The following is a 21,287-nucleotide window of genomic DNA, read 5'->3' as shown; positions in this document are numbered from 1 at the left end:
TCGGTCAATTTAAGGAAGGTGAACGAAACCATGTTGATCCCAATGGTTATAGAGCAAACCGGGCGAGGTGAAAGGGCATATGACATCTATAGTCGCCTCCTGAAGGACAGAATAATCTTTGTGGGCGAACCGATAGACGACCACCTTTCGAACCTTGTGATAGCACAACTTTTGTTCCTCGAAAGCGAAGACCCCGACAAGGATATCTTTCTTTACATCAACAGCCCTGGGGGCCTGGTAACTGCCGGGTTAGCCATCTACGATACAATGCAATATATCAAGTGTCCTGTTTCGACTATATGCGTTGGGCAAGCAGCCAGTATGGCCGCAGTACTCTTGGCAGCTGGAGCACCTGGCAAGCGCATCGCCCTGCCAGATGCTCGGATCATGATACATCAACCCATAGGTGGAGCGCAGGGACAAGCTGTAGATATCCAAATACATGCGCGGGAGATCATGCGCATACGGGATAGGCTCAACGAGATACTCGCCAAGCACACGAACCAGCCTATAGAGGTTGTGGCAAAGGACACAGATCGCGATTTCTTTATGTCCGCTGAGGAAGCCCAACAGTATGGCATAGTGGACAAGGTGATAGCGAAGAGATCGTAAGGGCTATTTCTCTATGAAAAGGCTGAGGCGCCGTTGTGCCCAGCCTTTTCGATTTAAGCGTAAACGGCACCTTTACATATATGGAAGGGCCTCCTTTTGTCATTTTATTCTTGTAGAACAAAGTGCAAGCATGATATTATAAGCTTAGATTGATCTGAGACCACTGAAAAAGTCGCTCAATTTGCTTCCAATTATCCTTAGCTTGTCTAAATAGTAAAGAAGAATCAAGATGGCTCCTATGTGTTTTGTAAGTTATATTGTTAATAGTGTAGCTATGATGTAGGTTTTCAGCAGACTCTGGACTCTATAAAGGGGGAAAGAAGATATGGCAAAGAGGCGGTCAATAGCGATATCGTCAAGAGTGGGTATTCTCCTTTTCATTATCCTCGTCATTGCAAGCAGTCAGGCTTTGGGCGCAGATTATGTCATCAAGGTGGGCACTATACAACCGGACAGCCACCCCGACTGCGTCTTGATGCGGGAGGTATTCCAGGAATATGTGGGAAAGGGCTCAAATGGTAGGATCAAGGTCGAACTTTATCCGAACGCCCAGCTCGGGGGAGATCGAGAGATGTCAGAGGGAGTGCAGCTTGGCATACTCCAAATGGCCCTACCGGTTACCTCCATTACGGCCAGCTTTGAAGGGAGTTTTCATGTGGTCGAGATGCCCTACCTCTTTACAACCCGCGAAGCTGCCTTCAAAGCTTTAGATGGCCAACTTGGCGAGGAACTCGATAGGCGATTGCTGTCCAAGGGAATGATGAATTTGGGCTACTTCGAAAACGGCTTCAGGCACATCACCAACAATCGCCGTCCGATCCAAAACATAGACGACTTGAAGGGTCTTAAGATTCGCACCATGGAGACCCCTATCCATGTGGCCTTTTTCAAGAAGGTCGGAGCCAACCCTACGCCGATGAGCTTCGGTGAACTTTATACCGCATTGCAGCAGGGAACCGTGGACGGACAAGAAAACCCTATCGTCCTCATATACGACTCCAGGTTCTATGAGGTCCAAAAGTATTGTTCGCTCACGGGTCACGTCTTCTCGGTCGTTCACATCTTGGCGAATCGCTCCTTCATTGAAAATCTTCCAGACGATCTTGAGGAGTTGGTTAAAGAGGGAGCTCGTCGTTTTGTGATGAAACATCGCGAGGTTATGCCTCAGGAAGAGAACAAGTTTCTTGCTGAGCTTAAAAACAAAGGCATGATCATAAATGAGCTAACACCAGAGAGCAAACAGCCGCTCGTCGAAGCTGCTCGTGCCGTTTATGATCAATTCAAAGGCGAAATTGGATCAGACATCATCGAGCTCGCCGAAAGGAGCGCCAGATAATTTAGGTTAAGCATGTGGCATAATTGGTTAGTTCGTGCAGAGGAATATTTTCTCGTCGGCAGCATGGCCGTAAATGTGGCCTTGGTATTCCTCCAAGTAGTGATGCGCTATGTTTTTCAAAATTCGCTCTCCTGGAGTGAAGAGTTGGCCCGATATATATTCTTATGGCAATGCTGGATCGGTGCGAGCTATGCTGCCAGCAGAGGTAGCCATCTGCGCGTGGAGGTGTTGGTCAGTCGCTTTACTGGCAAGAGACGGCTCGCATTCGAGATATTTATAGCGCTGGTCTGGTTCGGGTTTGGTGCATTTCTGGCTTATTACGGCGCACGCCTTACGTTGTTTTTGTTCAATAGCGGTCAAAGATCTGCAGCCATGAGGATTCCTATGGGTTGGGCCTACGCTTCGGTCTTGGTCGGGTGTACCTTGATGACTTTTCACCTTCTCGAGGAACTATTGAGGTTATTGAATCAACGTAAGGAAGGAAAATCTTCGTAACATGGAAGCGATTCTTCTATTCGGTTTGCTGATCTTGTTTATGTCGCTGGGCATTCCCATAGGCGTTACCATAGGGCTCGTCACTGCCATCTGTTTGGGCCTTACCACCAACATTCCCATGGTTTTGATAGCCCAGAAATCTGTCACGGGTTTGGATTCCTTCCCCCTCCTCGCTATTCCGTTTTTCATCCTGGCCGGTGCTCTGATGTTGCAAGGTGGTATATCGAAACGCCTCGTAAATCTGGCAGAGAGCCTGGTCGGCTTCATAACCGGAGGCTTGGCCATGGTTACGGTATTAGCCTGTATGTTTTTCGCCGCAATTTCGGGCTCGGGGCCGGCTACGGTCTCCGCTATCGGCTCCTTTATGATTCCGGCCATGAAAGAGAAGGGATATGATGCGGGATTCGCCACTGCAATCTCTGCTGCGGCTGGAACGATAGGCGTCATCATACCCCCGAGCATCCCCTTTGTAATATACGGCGTAGCTGCCCAGGTATCGATCGGTGACATGTTCATCGCCGGGGCAATTCCAGGCCTTATCTTAGGGCTCTCTCTGATGGGGGTTTGTTTCATCGAATCTCGTAGGCGGGGCTATAATAGATCCACCAGCAGCTTTTCTTTCGGCGCTGTATGTAAGGCGCTTAAGGAAGCGGCTTGGGCGCTGGTCATTCCAATTGTAGTGCTTGGGGGAATATATGGAGGGATATTTACTCCTACCGAAGCCGCCGTAGTGGCGGTCGTTTATTCGCTCTTCGTCGGCAAGTTCGTCTATAGAGAATTAAATGCAAAAAAGATTTACGAATGTCTTCTCGATTCGTCCCTCGTAAATGGGGCCACTCAATTTATGATAGGTCTCTCCATAGCCTTCGCTACGTATCTTGCAATGGCTCAGATACCGGCTACTGTGGCAGCCTGGCTTTCTGCCATTTCAGAAAAACCTGCGGTTACATTGATAGTCATAAATATGTTCCTCCTAATCGTGGGTTGTTTTGTGGACAATATCGCCTCCGTGATAATATTGACTCCCATCCTCCTCCCTGTAGTTACTCGACTTGGAATTGACCCAGTCCACTTTGGCTTGTTTATGACGGTGAACCTCGCCGTGGGGTTCGTCACACCGCCTTATGGGATAAACCTCTTCGTTGCCTCGGCCATCTCTGGAGAGCCTATCGAATCCATCTCGAAGAATTTGCTTTATATATTATTAGCCATGACCGGATGTGTCCTTTTATTCACTTATGTTCCATGGGTATCGATGGGTCTCGTCAATTTGCTCCATAAATAATATCCACCGAAAACGCGATCACAATAGCTGCAATACTTTACATCGCGAGGTGTCATTTTTGTCGTTCTTGAGGTAATATAAACATAAAGCATGAACTGCTTTTGACGATTGAGCGATCGCCCGCAAAGGGGGTTTTGAAGATGTTCGGTTTTGAAAATGGAGAGGGGAGCAGCCCTCGCAAAGGCCTGCGCTGCTCCTTTTGCGGAAAGAGACAGAATGAGGTGCAAAAGATTATCGCCGGCCCTGGTGTGTCTATATGTGATGAGTGCGTACACCTGTGCAATGTCATCTTGAGCGAAGAGGATGCTTCAAGCAAAAATGTCCGTGAGGGTCTAAAAGAGATCGCAGAGATTCCCAAACCTGTGGAGATCAAGGAATTTTTGGACAAGTATGTCGTCGGGCAAGAGCTCGCTAAAAAGATCCTTTCTGTGGCTGTTTACAATCACTATAAGCGAATTTACTGCAATTCGGGCGAGGACGTAGAGCTTCAGAAGAGCAACATTCTCCTCGTTGGTCCCACGGGATGCGGTAAGACTCTTCTCGCTCAGAGCCTGGCGAAGATGTTAAACGTCCCGTTCGCGATGGCCGACGCCACGACGTTGACCGAGGCAGGGTATGTGGGCGAAGATGTGGAAAACATTCTCGTGCGCTTGTTGCAGGCTGCGGATTACGATGTAAAAGCAGCGGAAAGAGGCATAGTCTATCTGGACGAAGTTGACAAGATTTCTCGCAAGTCTGAGTCCCCGTCTATAACCAGAGACGTCTCCGGAGAAGGCGTTCAGCAGGCTCTTTTGCGCCTGATGGAGGGAACTGTGGCAAATGTTCCACCCAAGGGGGGCAGGAAGCATCCATACCAAGAGTTTATCCAGATCAATACGACAAACATCCTCTTTATATGCGGTGGAGCTTTTGATGGCCTGGAAGACATAGTTGCCAGAAGGATCAATAGGAAGGTAATAGGGTTTGAGGGAGAAATAATAGCCTCAAGGCGCGGAGATTCTTACGAGATCCTCAAAGAGGTTCAGCCTCGCGACTTGGTTCGTTATGGCTTCATACCGGAGTTCATCGGACGGCTGCCAGTCATTGCTCCACTGAGCGGCCTCGATGAGGAAGCCCTGGTCAAGATACTCATTGAACCGAAAGACGCCCTAATGCGGCAATACCAAAAGCTCTTCGCCATGGAAGGAATCGAGCTTGAGGTGACCGACAAAGCGCTCTGGGCAGTAGCTCACAAAGCTAATGCCTGGAAGACAGGTGCCAGGGGGTTGCGCTCCATCATGGAATCTATAATGGTGGATCTCATGTATGAATTTCCGTCTCGCAGCGATGTAACGAAGGTAATCCTCACCGAAGAATTTATAGAAGGCAGGGGCATGCCCAAGATAGAGCGAAGGGATGGCGAGGAGGTAGCATAGACGATGGCAGTTTTGACCCCGACATCTCTTCGCCTCCCCATCCTTCCCGTAAGAGATGTGGTGATTTTCCCGGGGGCGATCGTGTCCCTTTTTGTCGGACGTCCTCGCTCTCTAAAAGCTATTGAAGTGGCAACGCTTCAGGATAAAAAGCTTTTCATCGTTACTCAGAGGGATATGCATATCGACGAACCCACCGCTGAGGATCTGTACAGCATGGGTGTTTGTTGTACTGTGTTGCAGGCAGTCCGCCTGCCTGACGGTACGACGAAGGTGTTGGTGGAGGGGCTTGAGCGCGCCAAAGTACTTGAATTTGCAATAGGCAGGGAATTGATGGAAGCATGGGTGGAGGTCCTGTTGCCGGAAAGGATCGAGGGGCCACACATAGAAGCCCTGAGGCGGAATGTAATGGAGCAATTCGAGAAATATGCTGCGCTCAATCCCAAATTGCCGGCCGGTACGCTCATGTCGGTGGCCGACGTCGAAGACGCCGGGGCATTCGCCGATCTGGTGGCATCGCATTTGCTCGTAAAGATAGATGAAAAACAACGGCTATTAGAGACGACAGACCCGAGGGACAGACTTGAGGCGCTGTTAAAGATTCTCATTTCCGAAGTGGAGATTCTCGAGCTGGAGCACAGCATAAACGAGCGCGTGCGCCAGGAGATGGAACATAGCCAGCGAGAATACTACCTAAGAGAGCAACTCAAAGTCATTCAAGAGGAGCTGGGCCAGGGCGAGGGCGCATCGGAAACGGAGGAGCTCAAACAGAAGATCCTGAAGAGCAAGATGCCAAAAGAAATAGAAAAGAAGGCCCTACACGAGCTCAATCGCCTCATGAAAATGCCTTCCATGTCAGCTGAGGCCACTGTAGTGCGAACTTATCTTGATTGGCTGATCGAACTGCCGTGGCATCGCTCTTCCAGAGAACACCTCGATATCGCAGTAGCAAGGGAAACACTCGATGCAGACCACTACGGCTTAGAAGACGTGAAAGATCGCATTTTAGAGTACTTGGCCGTTCAGAAGTTGGGTGGGAATAAGATGCGGGGGCAAGTCATATGCTTCGTTGGGCCCCCGGGCGTGGGAAAGACATCCCTTGCCCGCTCTATCGCTCGTGCCTTAAACCGCAAGTTTGCCCAGATGTCCTTGGGCGGGATGAAGGACGAAGCCGAGATTCGCGGTCACAGGCGGACATATGTGGGCGCGATGCCAGGTCGCATCATACAAAAGATCAGGCAAGCAGGAGCGCGCAACCCCGTTATGCTATTGGACGAAGTGGACAAAATAGGCATGGACTTCCGAGGCGACCCCGCATCGGCATTACTGGAGGTCCTTGACCCTGAACAGAACTTTCAGTTCACGGACCACTTCTTGGAGGTTCCGTTTGATCTGAGTCGCGTGATGTTCATAACCACTGCTAACGTAACTCATACAATACCGAGGCCACTCCTCGACAGGATGGAGGTCATCCAAATCCCTGGATATGTGGAGGAGGAAAAAATCCACATTGCGAGGCGCCATCTCTGGCCCAGGCTGCTCGAGGAACACGGTCTCGCAAAGCTCGACATAAGTATCTCCGACGCTGCGCTCCGCAAGGTCATAGTAGAGTATACCTATGAGGCCGGCGTGCGCAACTTGGAGCGCCAGCTCTCTAAAGTTGCCCGCCGTATCGCTCGCCGCTACGTCGAAGACATAGAAAAGGCTAAAGGCGGTATCGAAACATACAAAAGTACGCGGATAGACGCAAGGCTTCTGTCGTCTTATTTAGGAGCTCCGCGCAAGCATGATCCGCGGCTGCCCAGGGAGCCACAGATGGGCGCTGCCATAGGACTTGCTTGGACAGAGGCCGGCGGCGATGTATTGGTGTTGGAAGCGGTCAAGATGAGAGGGAAAGGGCATATTACGCTAACCGGAAACCTGGGCGAAATAATGCAGGAGTCTGCCCAGACTGCCATCGGTTATATTAAGGCTAACGCCGAAACCCTTGCGCTGGATAGCGTGAAATGGGAAGAGACAGATATCCATGTCCACGTTCCCGAAGGGGCAATCCCTAAAGATGGCCCCTCCGCCGGCGTGGCCATAGCCACTGCCATTTACTCTGCCGTATCTGGTCTCAAAATACGTTCCGATGTAGCTATGTCAGGCGAGATTACCCTCCGTGGCAATGTATTGCCGGTCGGCGGCATAAGGGAAAAGATCTTGGCTGCCAGGAGACAAGGCATACGCAACGTAATTCTGCCGGCCGACAACGAGAATGAAGTCGAAGAGTTGCCGAGCTGGACGAAGAAGGGTATGAATATAACTTTTGTCGATCACATTTCTTCGGTCTTTAAGAAGGCCATCATAGCAAAGTGAGGGGGATCATCCATGAATGCTAAGCGGATTGCGCTGCACAAAAGCTATGACCCTAATCCTATCGAGGATAAGTGGTACCAGCGCTGGTTGGAATTGGGGCTATTCTACGCCGATGTAGATCTTTCAAGAAAACCTTTTTGCATCGTAATCCCTCCGCCGAACGTTACGGGTTCGCTCCATATGGGGCATGCACTGAACAATACATTGCAGGATGTCGTATGCCGTTACAAGCGAATGTGTGGATACAACGTCCTCTGGTTGCCGGGCACGGATCATGCTGGCATAGCAACACAAAACGTTGTTGAGCGCTCGCTGGCCAAAGAGGGTCTCTCTCGCCAGGAGGTCGGGCGCGAAGCATTCATAAAGATGGTGTGGGAATGGAAGGAGCGTTACGGCTCCCGCATAATATCACAGCTCAAACGACTCGGCGCCTCCTGCGACTGGCGCAGAGAGCGATTTACAATGGATGAAGGCCTCTCTAAAGCCGTGAGGGCAGTCTTTGTAAGGCTTTACGAAAAAGGTTTAATCTATAAAGGCAAATATATCATAAATTGGTGCCCCCGCTGTCAGACCGCCCTTTCCGACCTTGAAGTGGAATACAAGCCAGAACTTGGCAAACTTTACTTTGTCTCCTATCCGTTCTTGGACAATGATGGAGCAGTGATAGTTGCGACGACGCGTCCGGAGACGATCCTCGGCGATGTGGCCGTGGCAGTGCATCCGAAAGATGAGCGCTACAGGGCGATGATCGGGCGTCATGTGCGGGTGCCCCTCACGGGGAGGATTGTACCGATCATAGAAGACGATATGGTCGATCCGGATTTCGGCACGGGATGCGTCAAGATAACTCCCGCACACGACCCAAACGATTTCGAGGTTGGCCTCAGGCATGGTTTAGAGCCGATATCCGTCATTGATTCACGAGGTGTGATGAACGGCTCGGCGGGGTCTTATACCGGACTCGACCGCTACGAAGCGAGACAAAGGGCCATTAAAGAGCTCGAGGATGCCGGATTGTTGGTGAAGGTGGAAGATTACGAACATTCCGTTGGGCACTGTTACCGCTGTCATACCGCGATTGAACCCTTCTTATCCGAGCAGTGGTTTGTTCGCATAAAGCCACTCGCTGAACCGGCCATGAAAGTCGTAAAGGAAGGACAAATCGAGTGGATCCCAGAACAGTGGGTCAACACATATTATCAATGGCTCGATAACGTCCGCGACTGGTGTATATCGAGACAGTTGTGGTGGGGGCACAGGATACCCGCCTGGACGTGTGGTGATTGCGGTCACATGACCGTCTCGATGGAAGATCCGTCATCGTGTGATAAGTGCGGAAGCGCCAATATAAAGCAGGACGAAGATGTTTTGGATACATGGTTCAGCAGCGCCTTGTGGCCCTTTTCCACCCTTGGATGGCCGGACGATACCGCTGAACTCCGTTATTTTTATCCCACAAGTTTGTTGGTCACCGGGTTTGACATCATATTCTTCTGGGTGGCCAGAATGATCATGATGGGCCTCGAATTTATGGACGACGTCCCGTTTCGTCAGGTTTACGTACATGCCCTTGTGCGCGACGAAGAGGGGCAGAAGATGAGCAAGTCGAAGGGAAACGTCATCGACCCATTAGATGTGATAGCAGAATATGGCGCTGACGCTCTGCGCTTCACCCTTTGCTCTCTCACAGTACAAGGGCGGGACATATTCTTGAGCGCTCAGAGGATAGAGACGTACCGTTTCTTCCTTAATAAGTTGTGGAACGCTTGCCGTCTGGCTTTGATAAACCTCGGCGATTACGAGGGGGATGGGGTTTCTTCCGCTCTTGCTTCCTCTGCCCTTCGTTTGCACGACAGGTGGATATTGTCTAAGATCAACCAGACAATTAAGGAAGTTACGAATTTCCTGGAGGGATATTTCTTCGGCGAGGCGAGTCGTCTCCTATACGATTTCACTTGGGGTGAGCTGTGCGACTGGTATCTGGAGATGGCAAAGCCCGCCCTCCGAGGAGACGAAGGAGAGGAAAGGCGAACTGCCTCGTTGGAGACCTTGCTTTGCGTCTTTAGACGCCTTCTCCTCCTCTTGCATCCTTTTGTTCCATTCGTGACGGAAGAGCTGTGGCATGCCTTTGCCTTTGAAGGTCAATCTATAGAGACGGTTCCATGGCCACAGGACATGCCTGTTCTCGATGATCCCAAGGCAGCAGAGGATATAGCCCTGCTTCAAGAATCAATCCGCGCAATTCGTAATCTCCGAGCCCAATCGAGGCTCACCCCTCAGAAAAAAGCGCCGAGGGCATGCTTTTCTTTCGTACCCGAAGCCAGATGCGTCGTAGAAGAAAACGCAGACCTCATTTCTCTGCTTGCCTCGGTGGAAGAGATCCGCTTCGTAGAGGAAAAACCACACAGGTCGCTCACTGCCGTCCTCCCTCAGGGGAACATATACCTCGAGGTCGGAGAAATGATAGACGTGGATGCAGAGATCGGGCGCTTAGAGAAGCTCCTTGCAGAGACTTGCAAGGAGATGGAGCGTTCCGAAAGAAAACTTGCCGATGAAAGCTTCCTCTCCAAAGCCCCCGAAGAGGTGGTGGAAAAAGAGAAGGCGCGCCTACATGAAGCCGCTTCTCAAAAAGAATGGATAGAGAGAAACCTGGCGAGCTTGAAATCATAAGTAAAAAAAGTGCTGATTTTTTTAACTATCTTGAATCTCGCTTAATAAGCCTTTCAAGTCCTGGAGTCAGGCCGGGGCTAAAGCGCATCAGTCGGCTGTTGGCATCGCTGGGAAATCCACATCTCGGAATCCCTGCTATTCATGTTGTGGGGACAAACGGCAAGGGGTCAACCGCAGCCTCGCTTAGCGCTATATTTTCTGCCTCAGGATACAAAACCGCTCTCTATACGAGCCCTCATCTGATCCACATGGGAGAAAGATTGAGGATAAACGAGCGGCTGGTGGCCGAGGAGAAGTGGAGCGATCATTTCAACCGCCTCGATGCTGCGTTGAAGCAAGACGAAAAGCTCAGAAGCGACCCTCCAACATTATTTGAACTTATCACCGCTCTTTCGCTTTCGATAACAGCCGAAGAGATGCCTGATATAGCCATCGTTGAGGCAGGGTTGGGCGGGCGATTAGATGCCACAAACCTGATCAATCCCGTCGCGATGAGCGTGATCACTTCGATAGCTATGGATCACGAGTCTTTCTTAGGGGACACCATATTTAAGATAGGCGAGGAGAAATTTGCGGTCCTTCGCCCACACGGCAAGGCTTTCTTTTCCGGCGAGCCCGAAGGGCTCGTACCGCTCTTCAAGGTCTTATGCAAGAAGTTAAATGTGTCTGGGCACATGTTGTCTGAGGATTGGAGAGTGGAGAACGTGCGCTCTTCCTACAACGGCAACGAATACGATCTCGTGGGATCCGATGTTAAACTTACGGGCCTCGCGACCCATCTTTTGGGTCTGCATCAAGTAAAAAACACCGCGCTCGCTGCATCGTCGGCGTGGGAGCTCAAGGACCAGTTTGCCAACGTAACGGAAAAGAGCATAAGAGAGGGCTTGCACAATGTGAAATGGCCTGGCCGCTTGGAATGGGTTAACGAAAACCCTCCTTTGCTCTTGGACGGCGCCCATAACCCCCATGGCATGGCATCTTTGGTAAAAAGCTTGAAAGTACTCTTCACCGAAAAGGCTCAATTTGTCATTCTGTTCGCGGTTATGAGAGACAAAGATTACCGCACGCTGCTTGCCATGTTATCGGAGCTCAATCCGAAAAGCTTGGTGCTCACAGCGGTTCCATCACTTGAACGCAGCGCTAAGCCAGAAGAGTTGCTCAGGATGGCAAAAGGGGTCTTTCGTAGAAACTCCCAAATTGAAGCTTATGATGACGCAGAGGAAGCATACCACCGCGCGAGGCGCTTCGGATTGCCGGTTTTATGCTGTGGGAGCCTTTACTTCGTAGGATGGCTCAAATCATATCTCGAGAGGGTGCACCATGGAAATGGAAGGCTTTCAGCTTGATCGCCAAGGTGACCAACCAATATTGCGCTATCTTTTCCCGCCAGTTTTTTGCGGGTTTTCTGCAACGCTCTATCTCAAAGGAGCGCTCATGGAGCAGATCGACGTGAGCGAAAGCGTAAAAGAGCTCTTGTCGCCGGAGTTGCCGTTAGTTATGCCCCGTCAGGTTCATGGCACTAACATTCTTTTGGCGGATCCGTCTTGCTCCCTTCCTGAGCGCCGTGAGGCAGATGGTGTCGCAATCTCGCGGAGCGCAAACGTAGCCGTAGCGCTTCAGTTTGCCGATTGTTGGCCTGTTATACTCGGAACTCCAACGCCAGAGCCGAGATTTTTGCTCCTTCACTGCGGTTTTAATGGTGCTGTTTCTCATTTCGTCACTAAGGCATTGAGCTGGGCCCGCAAAGAATGGAGCGCAGATGGCAAGGACATTTGGGCTTGGCTCGGGCCGGGCATTGGGCCATGCTGCTATGCGCGCAGCGCCACAGGCGATCTTTGGACCAAAAGGGCATTCAAAAGCTTTCCTTCAAGGGCTATTAGCCGCTCGAGCGGAAAGAGCGTCAATTTCGACATCGCCAGCGCAATAAAGGCCGAGATGTGGCAATGCGGCCTCGTGGAAAACCAAATCTTCATCCTGAGAGATTGCACATCTTGCAATAGCGATGTCTTCTATTCGTATCGCAAAGGTGATGCGGGAAGGCGCATGATCTTGCTCGCCTTTTTCGCCTAAAGGCCAGCTTTTGCGCGATAAACGTGAGAATATAATAAAAAGAAAAGCGTTTTTCGAAAGATCGATGAAGTTGTGAGGCGAGGAGTGAAATGAAAATGGAGCCAGTTCGCGTTGGCGTGATAGGCGTGGGGCATTTGGGTTATCATCATGCCAGGATATGTGCTGAACTATCCGAGGCTGAACTTGTAGGTATAGTGGATATCAATGAAGAGCGTGCTGCTGCAGTCAGCGAGGACATGGGCGTACCGTATTTCACGGATATAGATCACTTTTTTGAGGTAACGAAACCGGATGCGGTGAGCATAGTTGTTCCGACTAGCCTGCACTACGAGATAGCTTGCAAGGCTATAAAGTTAGGGACCAACGTTTTAATAGAGAAGCCCGTTACAACCACTGTTGAAGAGGCTGAGGAATTGCTCCGCCTGGCCGCGGAGAAGAGATGCGTCCTTCAGGTGGGACACGTCGAGCGCTTCAACGGTGCCGTGCAATACGTCAAAAAAATCCTAAACCCTCCTCATTTCATCCAATCTCGCCGCATGGGCCCGTTTACGCCTCGAGCTACGGATGTGGGCGTGGTCATGGACCTGATGATTCACGATATCGACATAATCCTCTCTCTCGTCCACTCTGAGATTTCGAGCATCTCTGCTTTGGGCCGTTCTATAAAATCTGACTTTGAGGATGTGGCCTCGGCTCAGATGGCCTTCGCAAACGGAGCTATGGCCCATATACTGGTTAGCAGGGTGGCAGAAAGGCGCCTTAGGACCCTTGAGATTATGGAGCCTACCCGTTACATAACGCTGAATTACGAGACGCAAGATGTCACCATATATCGCTGTGTAAGACAAAACGGACGCGGTCTTGTTGAGATCGTCGAGCATCCCGTTTTCCCGAAATATGAGCCTTTGAGGCTCGAATTGCAACACTTTGTTATGTGCGTCAAAGAGGGAAGACAGCCGTTGGTTGGAATAGCGGACGGAAAAAGAGCTTTGGAGGTGGCTATCGCGATTTTGAGGCAAATCCACCAAGGGGGTCAGAGTGGCTCGATAGAAGCTATCGCATCAACGTAAGATGTAAAATGCGAGATATAAGAAACCTGCATAGAACCCAACAGCAGCTAACTGGATAGCGAAGGCTAAAAATGTGCTATAGTGGGGAGGGAGAGATCCCTCCCTTTGTCTGTCTGAAAGTGGGGTGACGGCCGATGTCGGGTCGCCGAAAATCTTCGTTAAGCAGACAGATCTTAGTTATCGTTATAGTGTCCGTTGTGGCGCTCTCTTTGGTTTTCTTCGCGAGCATGTATGTGCATCCCCATAGGGTATATATGGAGAATGCCTTGCTCAGACTGATTTACGAAAAGCACACGCGCTCTGTGCATTGGTTTGAGGATTAAACTCGGAGGATGAGCGATGCCTGCAGCAAATATTGAGGGGCTTCTATCCATAGTTTTTTTCCTTGCAGCTTTAGTTGTGGCCAAGGCGGTGAACAATATAAGCGCCGGCAAATGGCCAGGTGGAACTATGTGGGTCGCTTATTTGAGGATGCTCCTCGGATTTCTTCTGACTGGAGCCGCGGTATTTGCGTTCTGCGCTCTGTTCGGCATAGACATAATAAGCCAATGACGCCTCTATTTGCGTTAGGAAATCGCCGGCCCAAGCGGAATAAGGCCGAAAGATAAAACAATTTACGACCTTTGGAGATGGTGAGTTTGAGACGTCTAATCGTGCTTTTGGGGGTCGTCATCTTATTAGTGGCAGCTCGTGCTCCCGGGGGCACTTTTAAAGCGATGGGATTTGAACCTCCCAAGGTTAACAGCTTAGATGCCGAGAGGGAGTTCTTGCGGGCATATAGGGCATATGCCAAGGGCGATTACTTTCAAGCTATAGAGGCACTCAGCGAGGCTCTGAATTTCAATATATATCTGGTCGATACATATTTGCTCAGAGGAATGGCACTGCGGCGGCTTGGAGCATTGGATGCCGCGGAGGATGCGGTCGAAAATTATCTCGAAGTCAGGCACGGTGACGAGATGGGCGAGCGCTTTGCTACGACATTACAGCATGAGCGCAGATTGATCGAGGAATCAATCGGCGGTTCAAAAGAATTTCATCTTTTAGTTGGCAGGAGACTTCCGTTCAAAACGCGTTTTCGCTTGCCCTTGTCCGCTAACATGTCTCTAAGTGGTCTCAGCAAGGTCAAATACGGCTTCGGCGTGATATATATTTGCGATGCCGTCGGAGGGCGCCTCTGGGCCATGAGGGAGACACTTCCAGCGCTGATCTCTGTCGAGGTGGATGCTCCTCAAACCGTCTTGCCTGTTGATGAAACCCACTTTTACCTCATAAATAGGCGTGGAGAAATAATGGAGGGAACTATCGATTGGCCTTCTAAGCTCTTAGGGCTTTCTTCCCTCGGGAATGTCGGGGGGATCGTAGGTGACGGAAGCATGCTTTCATCGAGCGAGATTGTGATAGGAGATTGTGAGCGAGGAGAGCTGCTTTGGGTTTCCATACCTAAAATGGAAATAACCAAGCGCTGGAAAGCAAAAAGCGGCCGCATGGAGCCGGTATCGGTTGTCGCCTTTGGCGAGGCTATCGCTATCGCAGATCGGGCTAATGAGCGATGCATTGTCATAGATGGAAGGGACGCGGAAGAAATCGCCACCGTTTCTGTGCCGCTCCCGCGCGATGTCGCGTGGATCGACCGTTCTTCGCTTTCGGTTTTGGGGGAGGACGGTTCTTTGAGGGAAATCGTGCTGCGGAAAGACGTTGCCGAAGTTAAGATTTCCCTGGCCGATCCGCTGACCGACGCGTGGTCTGTCGTCGAATCGAAAGGAGCTCTTCTCATCTTTGATGTGCGGCTTTCCTCGGTTTGGGAGGTTTTTCCAATGCCCGAGGAAGGGAGGAGTCTCATCTTTTCCGTTTGTCAACCAAGTCTGTCTGAAGACGCAGGTGAGATCATACTCAAGCTCAGAGGACATCTTGCTCTTAAAGAGGCGCTTCAAAACCTTAGCAACCCCCACTTCTTCGCGGCTTGGAACGGTCAAATCCTCCCGGTAAAGGATAGCTCGAGCCAAAATGAAACCCCTGTTGTCTTATTGTTGGGCAGTGCGTCGTCAGGACAATCTGTTCTTGTCCTGCCATGGGATGCTGATTTTGATGCTTTATTGCAACGTATCTACGAGACAGTGGGTGGATGGCCTACCGATATGATCCTCGAGTCTTCAGTGGAACTCAAAAATATATCTGCGGAACTAAAGGAACGATTCCTCTCTTTCTGTCTCTTTAACGGGGTCCGAGCATCGTTATTAGCGAGGGAAATACCCAGCGCTGAATGGGTTCAAATCTGTAAGTTCACCGGCGGGGATGTGATATGGAACGCAAGTCCCTATATCGGCGGACTGTTGCCGCCTAAGAGATGGGCGCTTTCGATCCGCCTCTCGTCCGACGCCGTCCCTTCAGGACAGATCGGAGAAGCAATGCTTGCCCTCTATGGCAACTGGGAAGCCCGTCCATTCCGCGATTGGTTTCCGCTTTGGCCCAATTTGCTTCAGAGCGATCTTGCAGCTACTCCATAATAAAACAAGCAGGGGAGATTGAAATATGGAAAACACAATTAAGAAAGCGTTGAAAGGGGATCCGCGCGCCATAGCACGTTTAATCAGCCTCGTGGAGAGCGAGTCGACCTTCGCTCATGAGATCATGAAGGCCATCTATGCCCATACCGGAAAGGCGCATCTGATAGGTGTGACTGGAGCCCCAGGCGCCGGCAAGAGTACCCTTGTTGATAAAATCATATCAAGATATAAAGAACTCGGCAAATCCGTAGGGATAATAGCCGTAGACCCATCTAGTCCGTTCAGCGGTGGGGCGATCTTGGGCGATCGTTTGCGGATGCAACAGCATGCCCTGGATCCATCGGTCTTTATCCGTAGCATGGGGACGCGCGGTTCGTTGGGCGGCCTGAGCAGGGCTGCTTATGAAGCGGCCCTCATTCTCGATGCCTGCGGCAAGGACATCGTCATCATCGAGACAGCTGGTGTTGGGCAAACGGAGATTGACATAGTGAGGATAGCCGATACCGTCATATTGTTACTCGTGCCTGGTATGGGCGATGATGTGCAGATTATGAAGGCTGGAATAATGGAAATAGCTGATATCTTTGTAGTTAACAAAGCCGATAGAGAAGGCGCCGATAAGATAGTCGCCGAGGTCAACCTCATGCTGGATATAGCCGGCGAGCGTCCATGGAGGCCCCCGGTCTTAAAAGCTATAGCCGAGTCCGGACAGGGAATTGACGATATAATACGGGCAGTCGAAGAGCACCGGCTCTACCTCCAAAAAAGCGAGGAAGGCAAAAAAAGGCGCTCCTCGCGTATTCGACATGAGGTTGAGGAAATATTGAGACGTGACATTGCCAGGGTCGTAGAAAAACAGTGGAAAGAGCGCAGTTCAAACGATTTAATTGAAGCATTGGCTTCGCGGCGCTCCGATCCCTATACAGAAGCTGGCAAACTTCTCGAGGGTATACTGGGGGCGGCTGAAAATTCGCGGGAGGTCGAAGGGGCATGAAGATTGCCTTAGGTTCTGATCATGCAGGCTATACGATAAAAGAGGCGACAAAGGACTACCTCAAAAAAGAGGGGCACGAAGTTTCCGATTTCGGGACAAATTCAAGCGACAGGCCGACAGATTATCCTGAAGTTGCCTTCGCTGTAGCCCATAGCGTAGTTTCTGGGCGCAGTGAGCGAGGCATATTGGTCTGCGGGACCGGCATAGGCATGTCCATTGCGGCGAACAAAGTACACGGCGCGCGAGCCGCTGTATGCAATGATCTGTATGTCGCCCGCATGAGCCGTGCTCATAATGATGCCAACATCCTCACGATGGGCGGTCGTATTTTGACAGAAGATCAAGCAAGGGAGATCGTCTCTGTCTGGCTTGAAACCGCTTTCGAGGGTGGGCGTCACGAGAGGCGAATCGAGGCTATCGAACGCTACGAGCGTCTTCACATGTCTAGTCAGGACTCATTAACCGAAGAAGGTAGAGTGATCGTTATAGATCATCCCTTGGTGCAGCACAAGCTCACTACTTTGAGGGATAAGACTACCAGCGTCAAGGAATTCCGAGAACTCGTGCAGGAGATAGCTGGTCTCATGGTATATGAAGCCACCAGGAGTCTACAAGTTGAGGATACAGAGGTCGAAACGCCCTTGGGGACGGCGCGAGGCAAAACGATAGCCGGCAAAAAGTTAGCTGTTGTACCGGTTCTCAGGGCCGGCCTTGTCATGAGCGATGGCATTTTGCGCCTCATACCAAATGCCAAAGTAGGACATATCGGTCTTTATCGAGATCCAGAAACGTTGGAACCGGTAGAATATTACTGCAAGTTGCCCAAAGACATAGAAGAGCGCGATGTGATGATCGTCGACCCCATGCTGGCCACCGGCGGCTCTGCGGCTGCGGCCATAAGCGCCGTGAAAGACCGCGGTGGCAAGAGAATCTCTCTGATATGTCTAATATCGGCGCCTGAGGGCCTAAATGTGGTTAGGAATTCTCATCCCGACGTGAATATTTTTACGGCTGCGATCGATGATCATCTGGACGGACATGGCTATATCATCCCTGGCCTAGGCGATGCCGGCGATCGTCTTTTCGGGACGAGGTAAGATGAGGTAAATTTGGTATGTCTTCCTGGAAAACCCTGATATTTGGCCTGTTCGCCATAATGTGGGGCTTCGGAGCCACGGGGCTTTCTGTACAGCTATCTCGGCGTTATCGCATCGTCGACCCTTCGGGCAGCGCAAGGAAAATTCACGAAGGGGAGGTGCCGAGAGGTGGCGGTGTAGCCTTATGGCTGGGCGTGCTTCTGTCTATCCTTCTACAACCGGAAGCTTCTTCGTTTAGCGCTAGCCTTGCCTTCGGTTCATCTTTCATCTTCATCGTCGGATATATCGATGACATGCGTTCCCTTCCCCCTTTTTTGCGGCTCATCGTGCATTTGACCTCGGCTTGCATAGTGGTTTATGCTATCCCAGCACCCATTGCGCTCTTGGAAAGGGCAATCTTGGTTTTTTGGGTGACCGGCATGACCAGCGCCTTTAACCTTATAGACGGGTTGAACGGTCTTTTACTTTCGATCTTCGCCGCATCTGCCGTTTTGGCGCTTATATGGACAGATCAATGGGCATGGGTGCCTCTCCTGGGCATGGCCTTAGGGGCGCTCTGGTGGAATTTCCCCGAAGCGCGCACCTTCTTAGGCGATGGGGGCAGCACATTGTTAGGTTTTTTGTATGCCTCGCTGATCTCCAATTACGTGGCGTCGAGGGGGGTCTCTTCTGCCTTGGCGGTCCTCGCGGTTGTCGCCATCCTCGGCGGTATTCCGTTGATAGACACGTTGGCTTCTATTGTCCGCAGGCTCGCTGAGCACAGATCTCCCTTTTCTCCAGACAGGGGTCATATCCATCACAGACTGATAGACAGCGGACTCTCGTGTGGTGCTGCGGTAGCGACGTTGGTGGGCCTTCATGTCTTTTGTATAGCCTGCGGTTTTGTTTTGCTCAATCATATAGCCGGATGATGCCGGTCGATGGAGGGTTTTTATGGATCTTCTGACCTGTTGTGTTGTGGGCACAAGGCCGGAGGCGATAAAGATGGCTCCGGTGATCATGGAACTTCGCAAAGAATGCGGAATGCATCCGTATGTCCTTGCGACAGGTCAGCATGCCGAGATGCTTCGCCAATCGTTGAGTTTTTTCCAGATACTCCCTGATGCAGATTTGGCCATCATGAGAGACAGGCAAAGCCTGGATTACATCACGGCATCGGTATTATCAGGGGTCGGGGAAGCGCTTGACAAAGTAAGACCTGATCTGGTTTTGGTCCACGGCGATACGAGCACCACTTTCGCTTCTGCCTTGGCCGCATTCTACCGCCGTATACCTGTGGGTCATGTGGAAGCTGGCCTCAGGAGCGGAAATCTGTACCTCCCATTTCCAGAGGAAGCCAATCGCCTCCTCGTCGATCGCATATCCACCCTTTTGTTCGCACCCACCGAGTGGGCTAAAAATAATCTCTTGGCCGAAGGCTATGATGCTTCCAAAATATGGGTCACGGGCAACACGGTAATAGATGCCCTCCTTTGGGGCATCGAAAAAGTGAAGAGTCCGAATCTCCCTGAACTTAAGCAAATACCGGAGACAGATCGAATCTTGCTCCTTACCGCTCACAGGCGCGAATCGTGGGGGGAACCGCTTTATGCGATATGCCGGGCGTTGAGACAAATCCTTGCGGAAGAAGACGGGTTGTGGGCGGTGATTCCGGTTCACAAAAATCCCGCTGTAAGGGAGATCATGGCAAAGGAGCTTTACGGGATGTCGAAAGTTATCTTATGTGAGCCTTTAGATTACCCGGACTTTATATGGGCCATGAAGCGCAGTACGCTGATCTTGAGCGACAGTGGAGGCATCCAAGAGGAGGCCACAGCCATTAAAAAGCCGGTCCTTGTTCTCCGCGAAGTTACAGAGCGCCCTGAAGCTTTAAACAGCGGCACAGCCATCTTGGTGGGGCACGATACCGAAAAGATTGTGACAGAGAGTTTGCGTCTACTGCGCTCAAACGAAGCGTATGAAGAACTCATAGAACGCTCTGGCTATCCCTTTGGCACGGGAGATGCCGCAAAAAGGATCGCAACTGCCATAAAAGAAGCCGTACAAAAAGGATATCTTCGTGATGCTTTTGGGAGGAGGGATTAAGTGAGCCAGGTTCTTTGCATCCGAGGCGGTCATCCCTTGAGGGGCGCTGTTGTAGCCCAAGGTTCCAAGAACGCCACACTGCCGATTATGGCAGCAGCTCTTTTGCTCAAAGGCGGAAAACTCAGACTGAAGCGGGTACCGAATTTGCTCGACATCGCTACTATGGCAGACCTGTTAAAGTATCTCGGTGTTTGTGTGGATTTCGATAACCATGAGATGTCGATAGATGTTCCAGAGGAGATATCTTGGGAAACGCCTCCGTCTTTGGTGCGTAAGATGCGGGCCTCGTCTTTGGTGTTGGGGCCGTTGCTTTCCAGGTGCGGGAAGGCTGTCCTTCCCTTGCCTGGAGGATGTGCTATAGGCAGCCGCCCCATAGACCTGCACTTGAAGGGACTTTCAAAAATGGGCGCGTCCATTGAAGTGGCTCACGGAGCGGTTACAGCTGAAGCCCGTGAACTTCGAGGCACGAGAATATATCTTGACTTTCCTTCCGTGGGAGCCACGGAGAACGTACTGATGGCAGCCGTATTTGCGAAAGGGGAAACGCTCATAGAAAACGCCGCTCGAGAGCCGGAAATTGCCAACTTGGCCCAAGCCTTGAGGGAGATGGGAGCCGATATAAGCGGTGAAGGCACGGGCATAATACGCATTCGGGGCGTAGATGCGCTACACGATGCTGAAGTTGAGATAATTCCTGATCGCATAGAGGCTTCGACCTACCTCCTCGCCGGGGTCATCACGGGCGGCGAGGTGACAGTGAAGGGCGTCATCTTAGAACATTTAGATGCCCTGTTGGCCAAGCTCGAAGAGGCCGGCGCCACAGTTGCGAGGAATGAAGGGGAAGTGAAGGCATATGTTAAGAACAAGCTTCATAGCATCAATGTAAAGACGCTCCCGTATCCAGGCTTTCCCACAGACCTGCAACCCCAAATGATGGCCTTGCTCTCTCTGGCTTCGGGGACCAGTGTAATACGCGAGGAAATCTTTGAAGCGAGGTTTCTCCACGTGGGCGACCTCAAACGAATGGGCGCAGCCATAGAGGTCCAGGGCAATATGGCGATAGTAAAGGGGTGCCCCGAACTTATGGGTTGCGATGTCAAGGCTACGGACTTGAGAGCGGGTGCCGCTCTGATATTGGCCGGCCTGGCCGCCAAAGGCGAGACGAGGGTGCACGCGCTTCAACATATCTGGAGGGGCTACGAGCAAATAGAAGAGAAGATCGCCTCTTTAGGGGCCTCTTTGAACCTCACCGAGATGGCTGAGGAAGAGGTCAAATGGTGACGTTTTTGACGAGAG

General features: G+C 51.1%; 17 protein-coding genes. All 17 read left to right on the top strand.

Going from position 1 to position 21,287, the window contains the following annotated elements:
• Positions 1 to 30: 30 nt before the first annotated feature.
• Positions 31 to 612 carry an ATP-dependent Clp endopeptidase proteolytic subunit ClpP gene (gene clpP, locus EZM41_RS10485; protein ID WP_198471036.1) on the top strand — a complete coding sequence of 194 codons (582 nt, stop codon included), beginning with the start codon at positions 31 to 33 and terminating at the stop codon, positions 610 to 612.
• Between the two features lie 325 nt (positions 613 to 937).
• Positions 938 to 1,948: a DctP family TRAP transporter solute-binding subunit gene (locus EZM41_RS10480; protein ID WP_198471035.1), complete on the top strand. Its 1,011-nt coding sequence runs from the start codon at positions 938 to 940 to the stop codon at positions 1,946 to 1,948.
• 12 nt (positions 1,949 to 1,960) lie between these two features.
• Positions 1,961 to 2,443 (top strand): TRAP transporter small permease, encoded by a 483-nt coding sequence (locus EZM41_RS10475; RefSeq protein WP_198471034.1) that lies wholly within the window; start codon positions 1,961 to 1,963, stop codon positions 2,441 to 2,443.
• Position 2,444: 1 nt separating this feature from the next.
• A complete protein-coding gene (locus EZM41_RS10470; RefSeq protein ID WP_198471033.1) occupies positions 2,445 to 3,728 on the top strand; it encodes a TRAP transporter large permease in 1,284 nt (427 codons plus the stop codon).
• A gap of 140 nt (positions 3,729 to 3,868) precedes the next feature.
• A complete protein-coding gene (gene clpX / locus EZM41_RS10465; RefSeq protein ID WP_198471032.1) occupies positions 3,869 to 5,143 on the top strand; it encodes an ATP-dependent Clp protease ATP-binding subunit ClpX in 1,275 nt (424 codons plus the stop codon).
• A gap of 3 nt (positions 5,144 to 5,146) precedes the next feature.
• Positions 5,147 to 7,498 (top strand): endopeptidase La, encoded by a 2,352-nt coding sequence (gene lon / locus EZM41_RS10460; protein ID WP_198471031.1) that lies wholly within the window; start codon positions 5,147 to 5,149, stop codon positions 7,496 to 7,498.
• A 12-nt stretch (positions 7,499 to 7,510) separates the two neighbouring features.
• Positions 7,511 to 10,168 carry a valine--tRNA ligase gene (locus EZM41_RS10455; RefSeq protein ID WP_198471030.1) on the top strand — a complete coding sequence of 886 codons (2,658 nt, stop codon included), beginning with the start codon at positions 7,511 to 7,513 and terminating at the stop codon, positions 10,166 to 10,168.
• Positions 10,132 to 11,514, top strand: a complete 1,383-nt coding sequence (locus EZM41_RS10450) for a bifunctional folylpolyglutamate synthase/dihydrofolate synthase (protein ID WP_198471029.1) — start codon at positions 10,132 to 10,134, stop codon at positions 11,512 to 11,514. The genes EZM41_RS10455 and EZM41_RS10450 overlap by 37 nt, the downstream gene beginning before the upstream one ends.
• Positions 11,489 to 12,238, top strand: a complete 750-nt coding sequence (locus EZM41_RS10445; RefSeq protein ID WP_198471028.1) for a polyphenol oxidase family protein — start codon at positions 11,489 to 11,491, stop codon at positions 12,236 to 12,238. Before EZM41_RS10450 ends, EZM41_RS10445 begins: the two co-directional genes overlap by 26 nt.
• Positions 12,239 to 12,333: 95 nt before the next feature.
• Positions 12,334 to 13,308, top strand: a complete 975-nt coding sequence (locus EZM41_RS10440) for a Gfo/Idh/MocA family protein (protein ID WP_198471027.1) — start codon at positions 12,334 to 12,336, stop codon at positions 13,306 to 13,308.
• Positions 13,309 to 13,647: 339 nt separating this feature from the next.
• The gene (locus EZM41_RS10435; protein ID WP_198471026.1) at positions 13,648 to 13,860 is read left to right on the top strand and encodes a flagellar biosynthesis protein FliR; all 213 of its coding nucleotides are present in this window, start codon (positions 13,648 to 13,650) and stop codon (positions 13,858 to 13,860) included.
• 86 nt (positions 13,861 to 13,946) lie between these two features.
• Positions 13,947 to 15,815: a tetratricopeptide repeat protein gene (locus tag EZM41_RS10430; RefSeq protein ID WP_198471025.1), complete on the top strand. Its 1,869-nt coding sequence runs from the start codon at positions 13,947 to 13,949 to the stop codon at positions 15,813 to 15,815.
• 25 nt (positions 15,816 to 15,840) lie between these two features.
• On the top strand, positions 15,841 to 16,809 hold the full coding sequence (meaB, locus tag EZM41_RS10425; RefSeq protein ID WP_198471024.1) for a methylmalonyl Co-A mutase-associated GTPase MeaB: 969 nt from the start codon (positions 15,841 to 15,843) through the stop codon (positions 16,807 to 16,809).
• The gene (upp, locus tag EZM41_RS10420; protein WP_198471023.1) at positions 16,806 to 17,906 is read left to right on the top strand and encodes a uracil phosphoribosyltransferase; all 1,101 of its coding nucleotides are present in this window, start codon (positions 16,806 to 16,808) and stop codon (positions 17,904 to 17,906) included. Before meaB ends, upp begins: the two co-directional genes overlap by 4 nt.
• 17 nt (positions 17,907 to 17,923) lie before the next feature.
• On the top strand, positions 17,924 to 18,817 hold the full coding sequence (locus EZM41_RS10415; protein WP_198471022.1) for a glycosyltransferase family 4 protein: 894 nt from the start codon (positions 17,924 to 17,926) through the stop codon (positions 18,815 to 18,817).
• Between the two features lie 22 nt (positions 18,818 to 18,839).
• The gene (wecB, locus tag EZM41_RS10410) at positions 18,840 to 19,991 is read left to right on the top strand and encodes a non-hydrolyzing UDP-N-acetylglucosamine 2-epimerase (RefSeq protein WP_198471021.1); all 1,152 of its coding nucleotides are present in this window, start codon (positions 18,840 to 18,842) and stop codon (positions 19,989 to 19,991) included.
• Complete coding sequence (gene murA / locus EZM41_RS10405) at positions 19,992 to 21,272, top strand: UDP-N-acetylglucosamine 1-carboxyvinyltransferase (protein WP_198471020.1); 1,281 nt, start codon at positions 19,992 to 19,994, stop codon at positions 21,270 to 21,272.
• The last annotated feature ends 15 nt before the right edge of the window (positions 21,273 to 21,287 follow it).

It is taken from the genome of Acetomicrobium sp. S15 = DSM 107314 (assembly GCF_016125955.1).
Lineage (GTDB): Bacteria > Synergistota > Synergistia > Synergistales > Thermosynergistaceae > Thermosynergistes > Thermosynergistes pyruvativorans.
The sequence above is the reverse complement of the archived record's forward strand: the minus strand, read 5'-3'. Positions and strand labels throughout refer to the sequence as shown.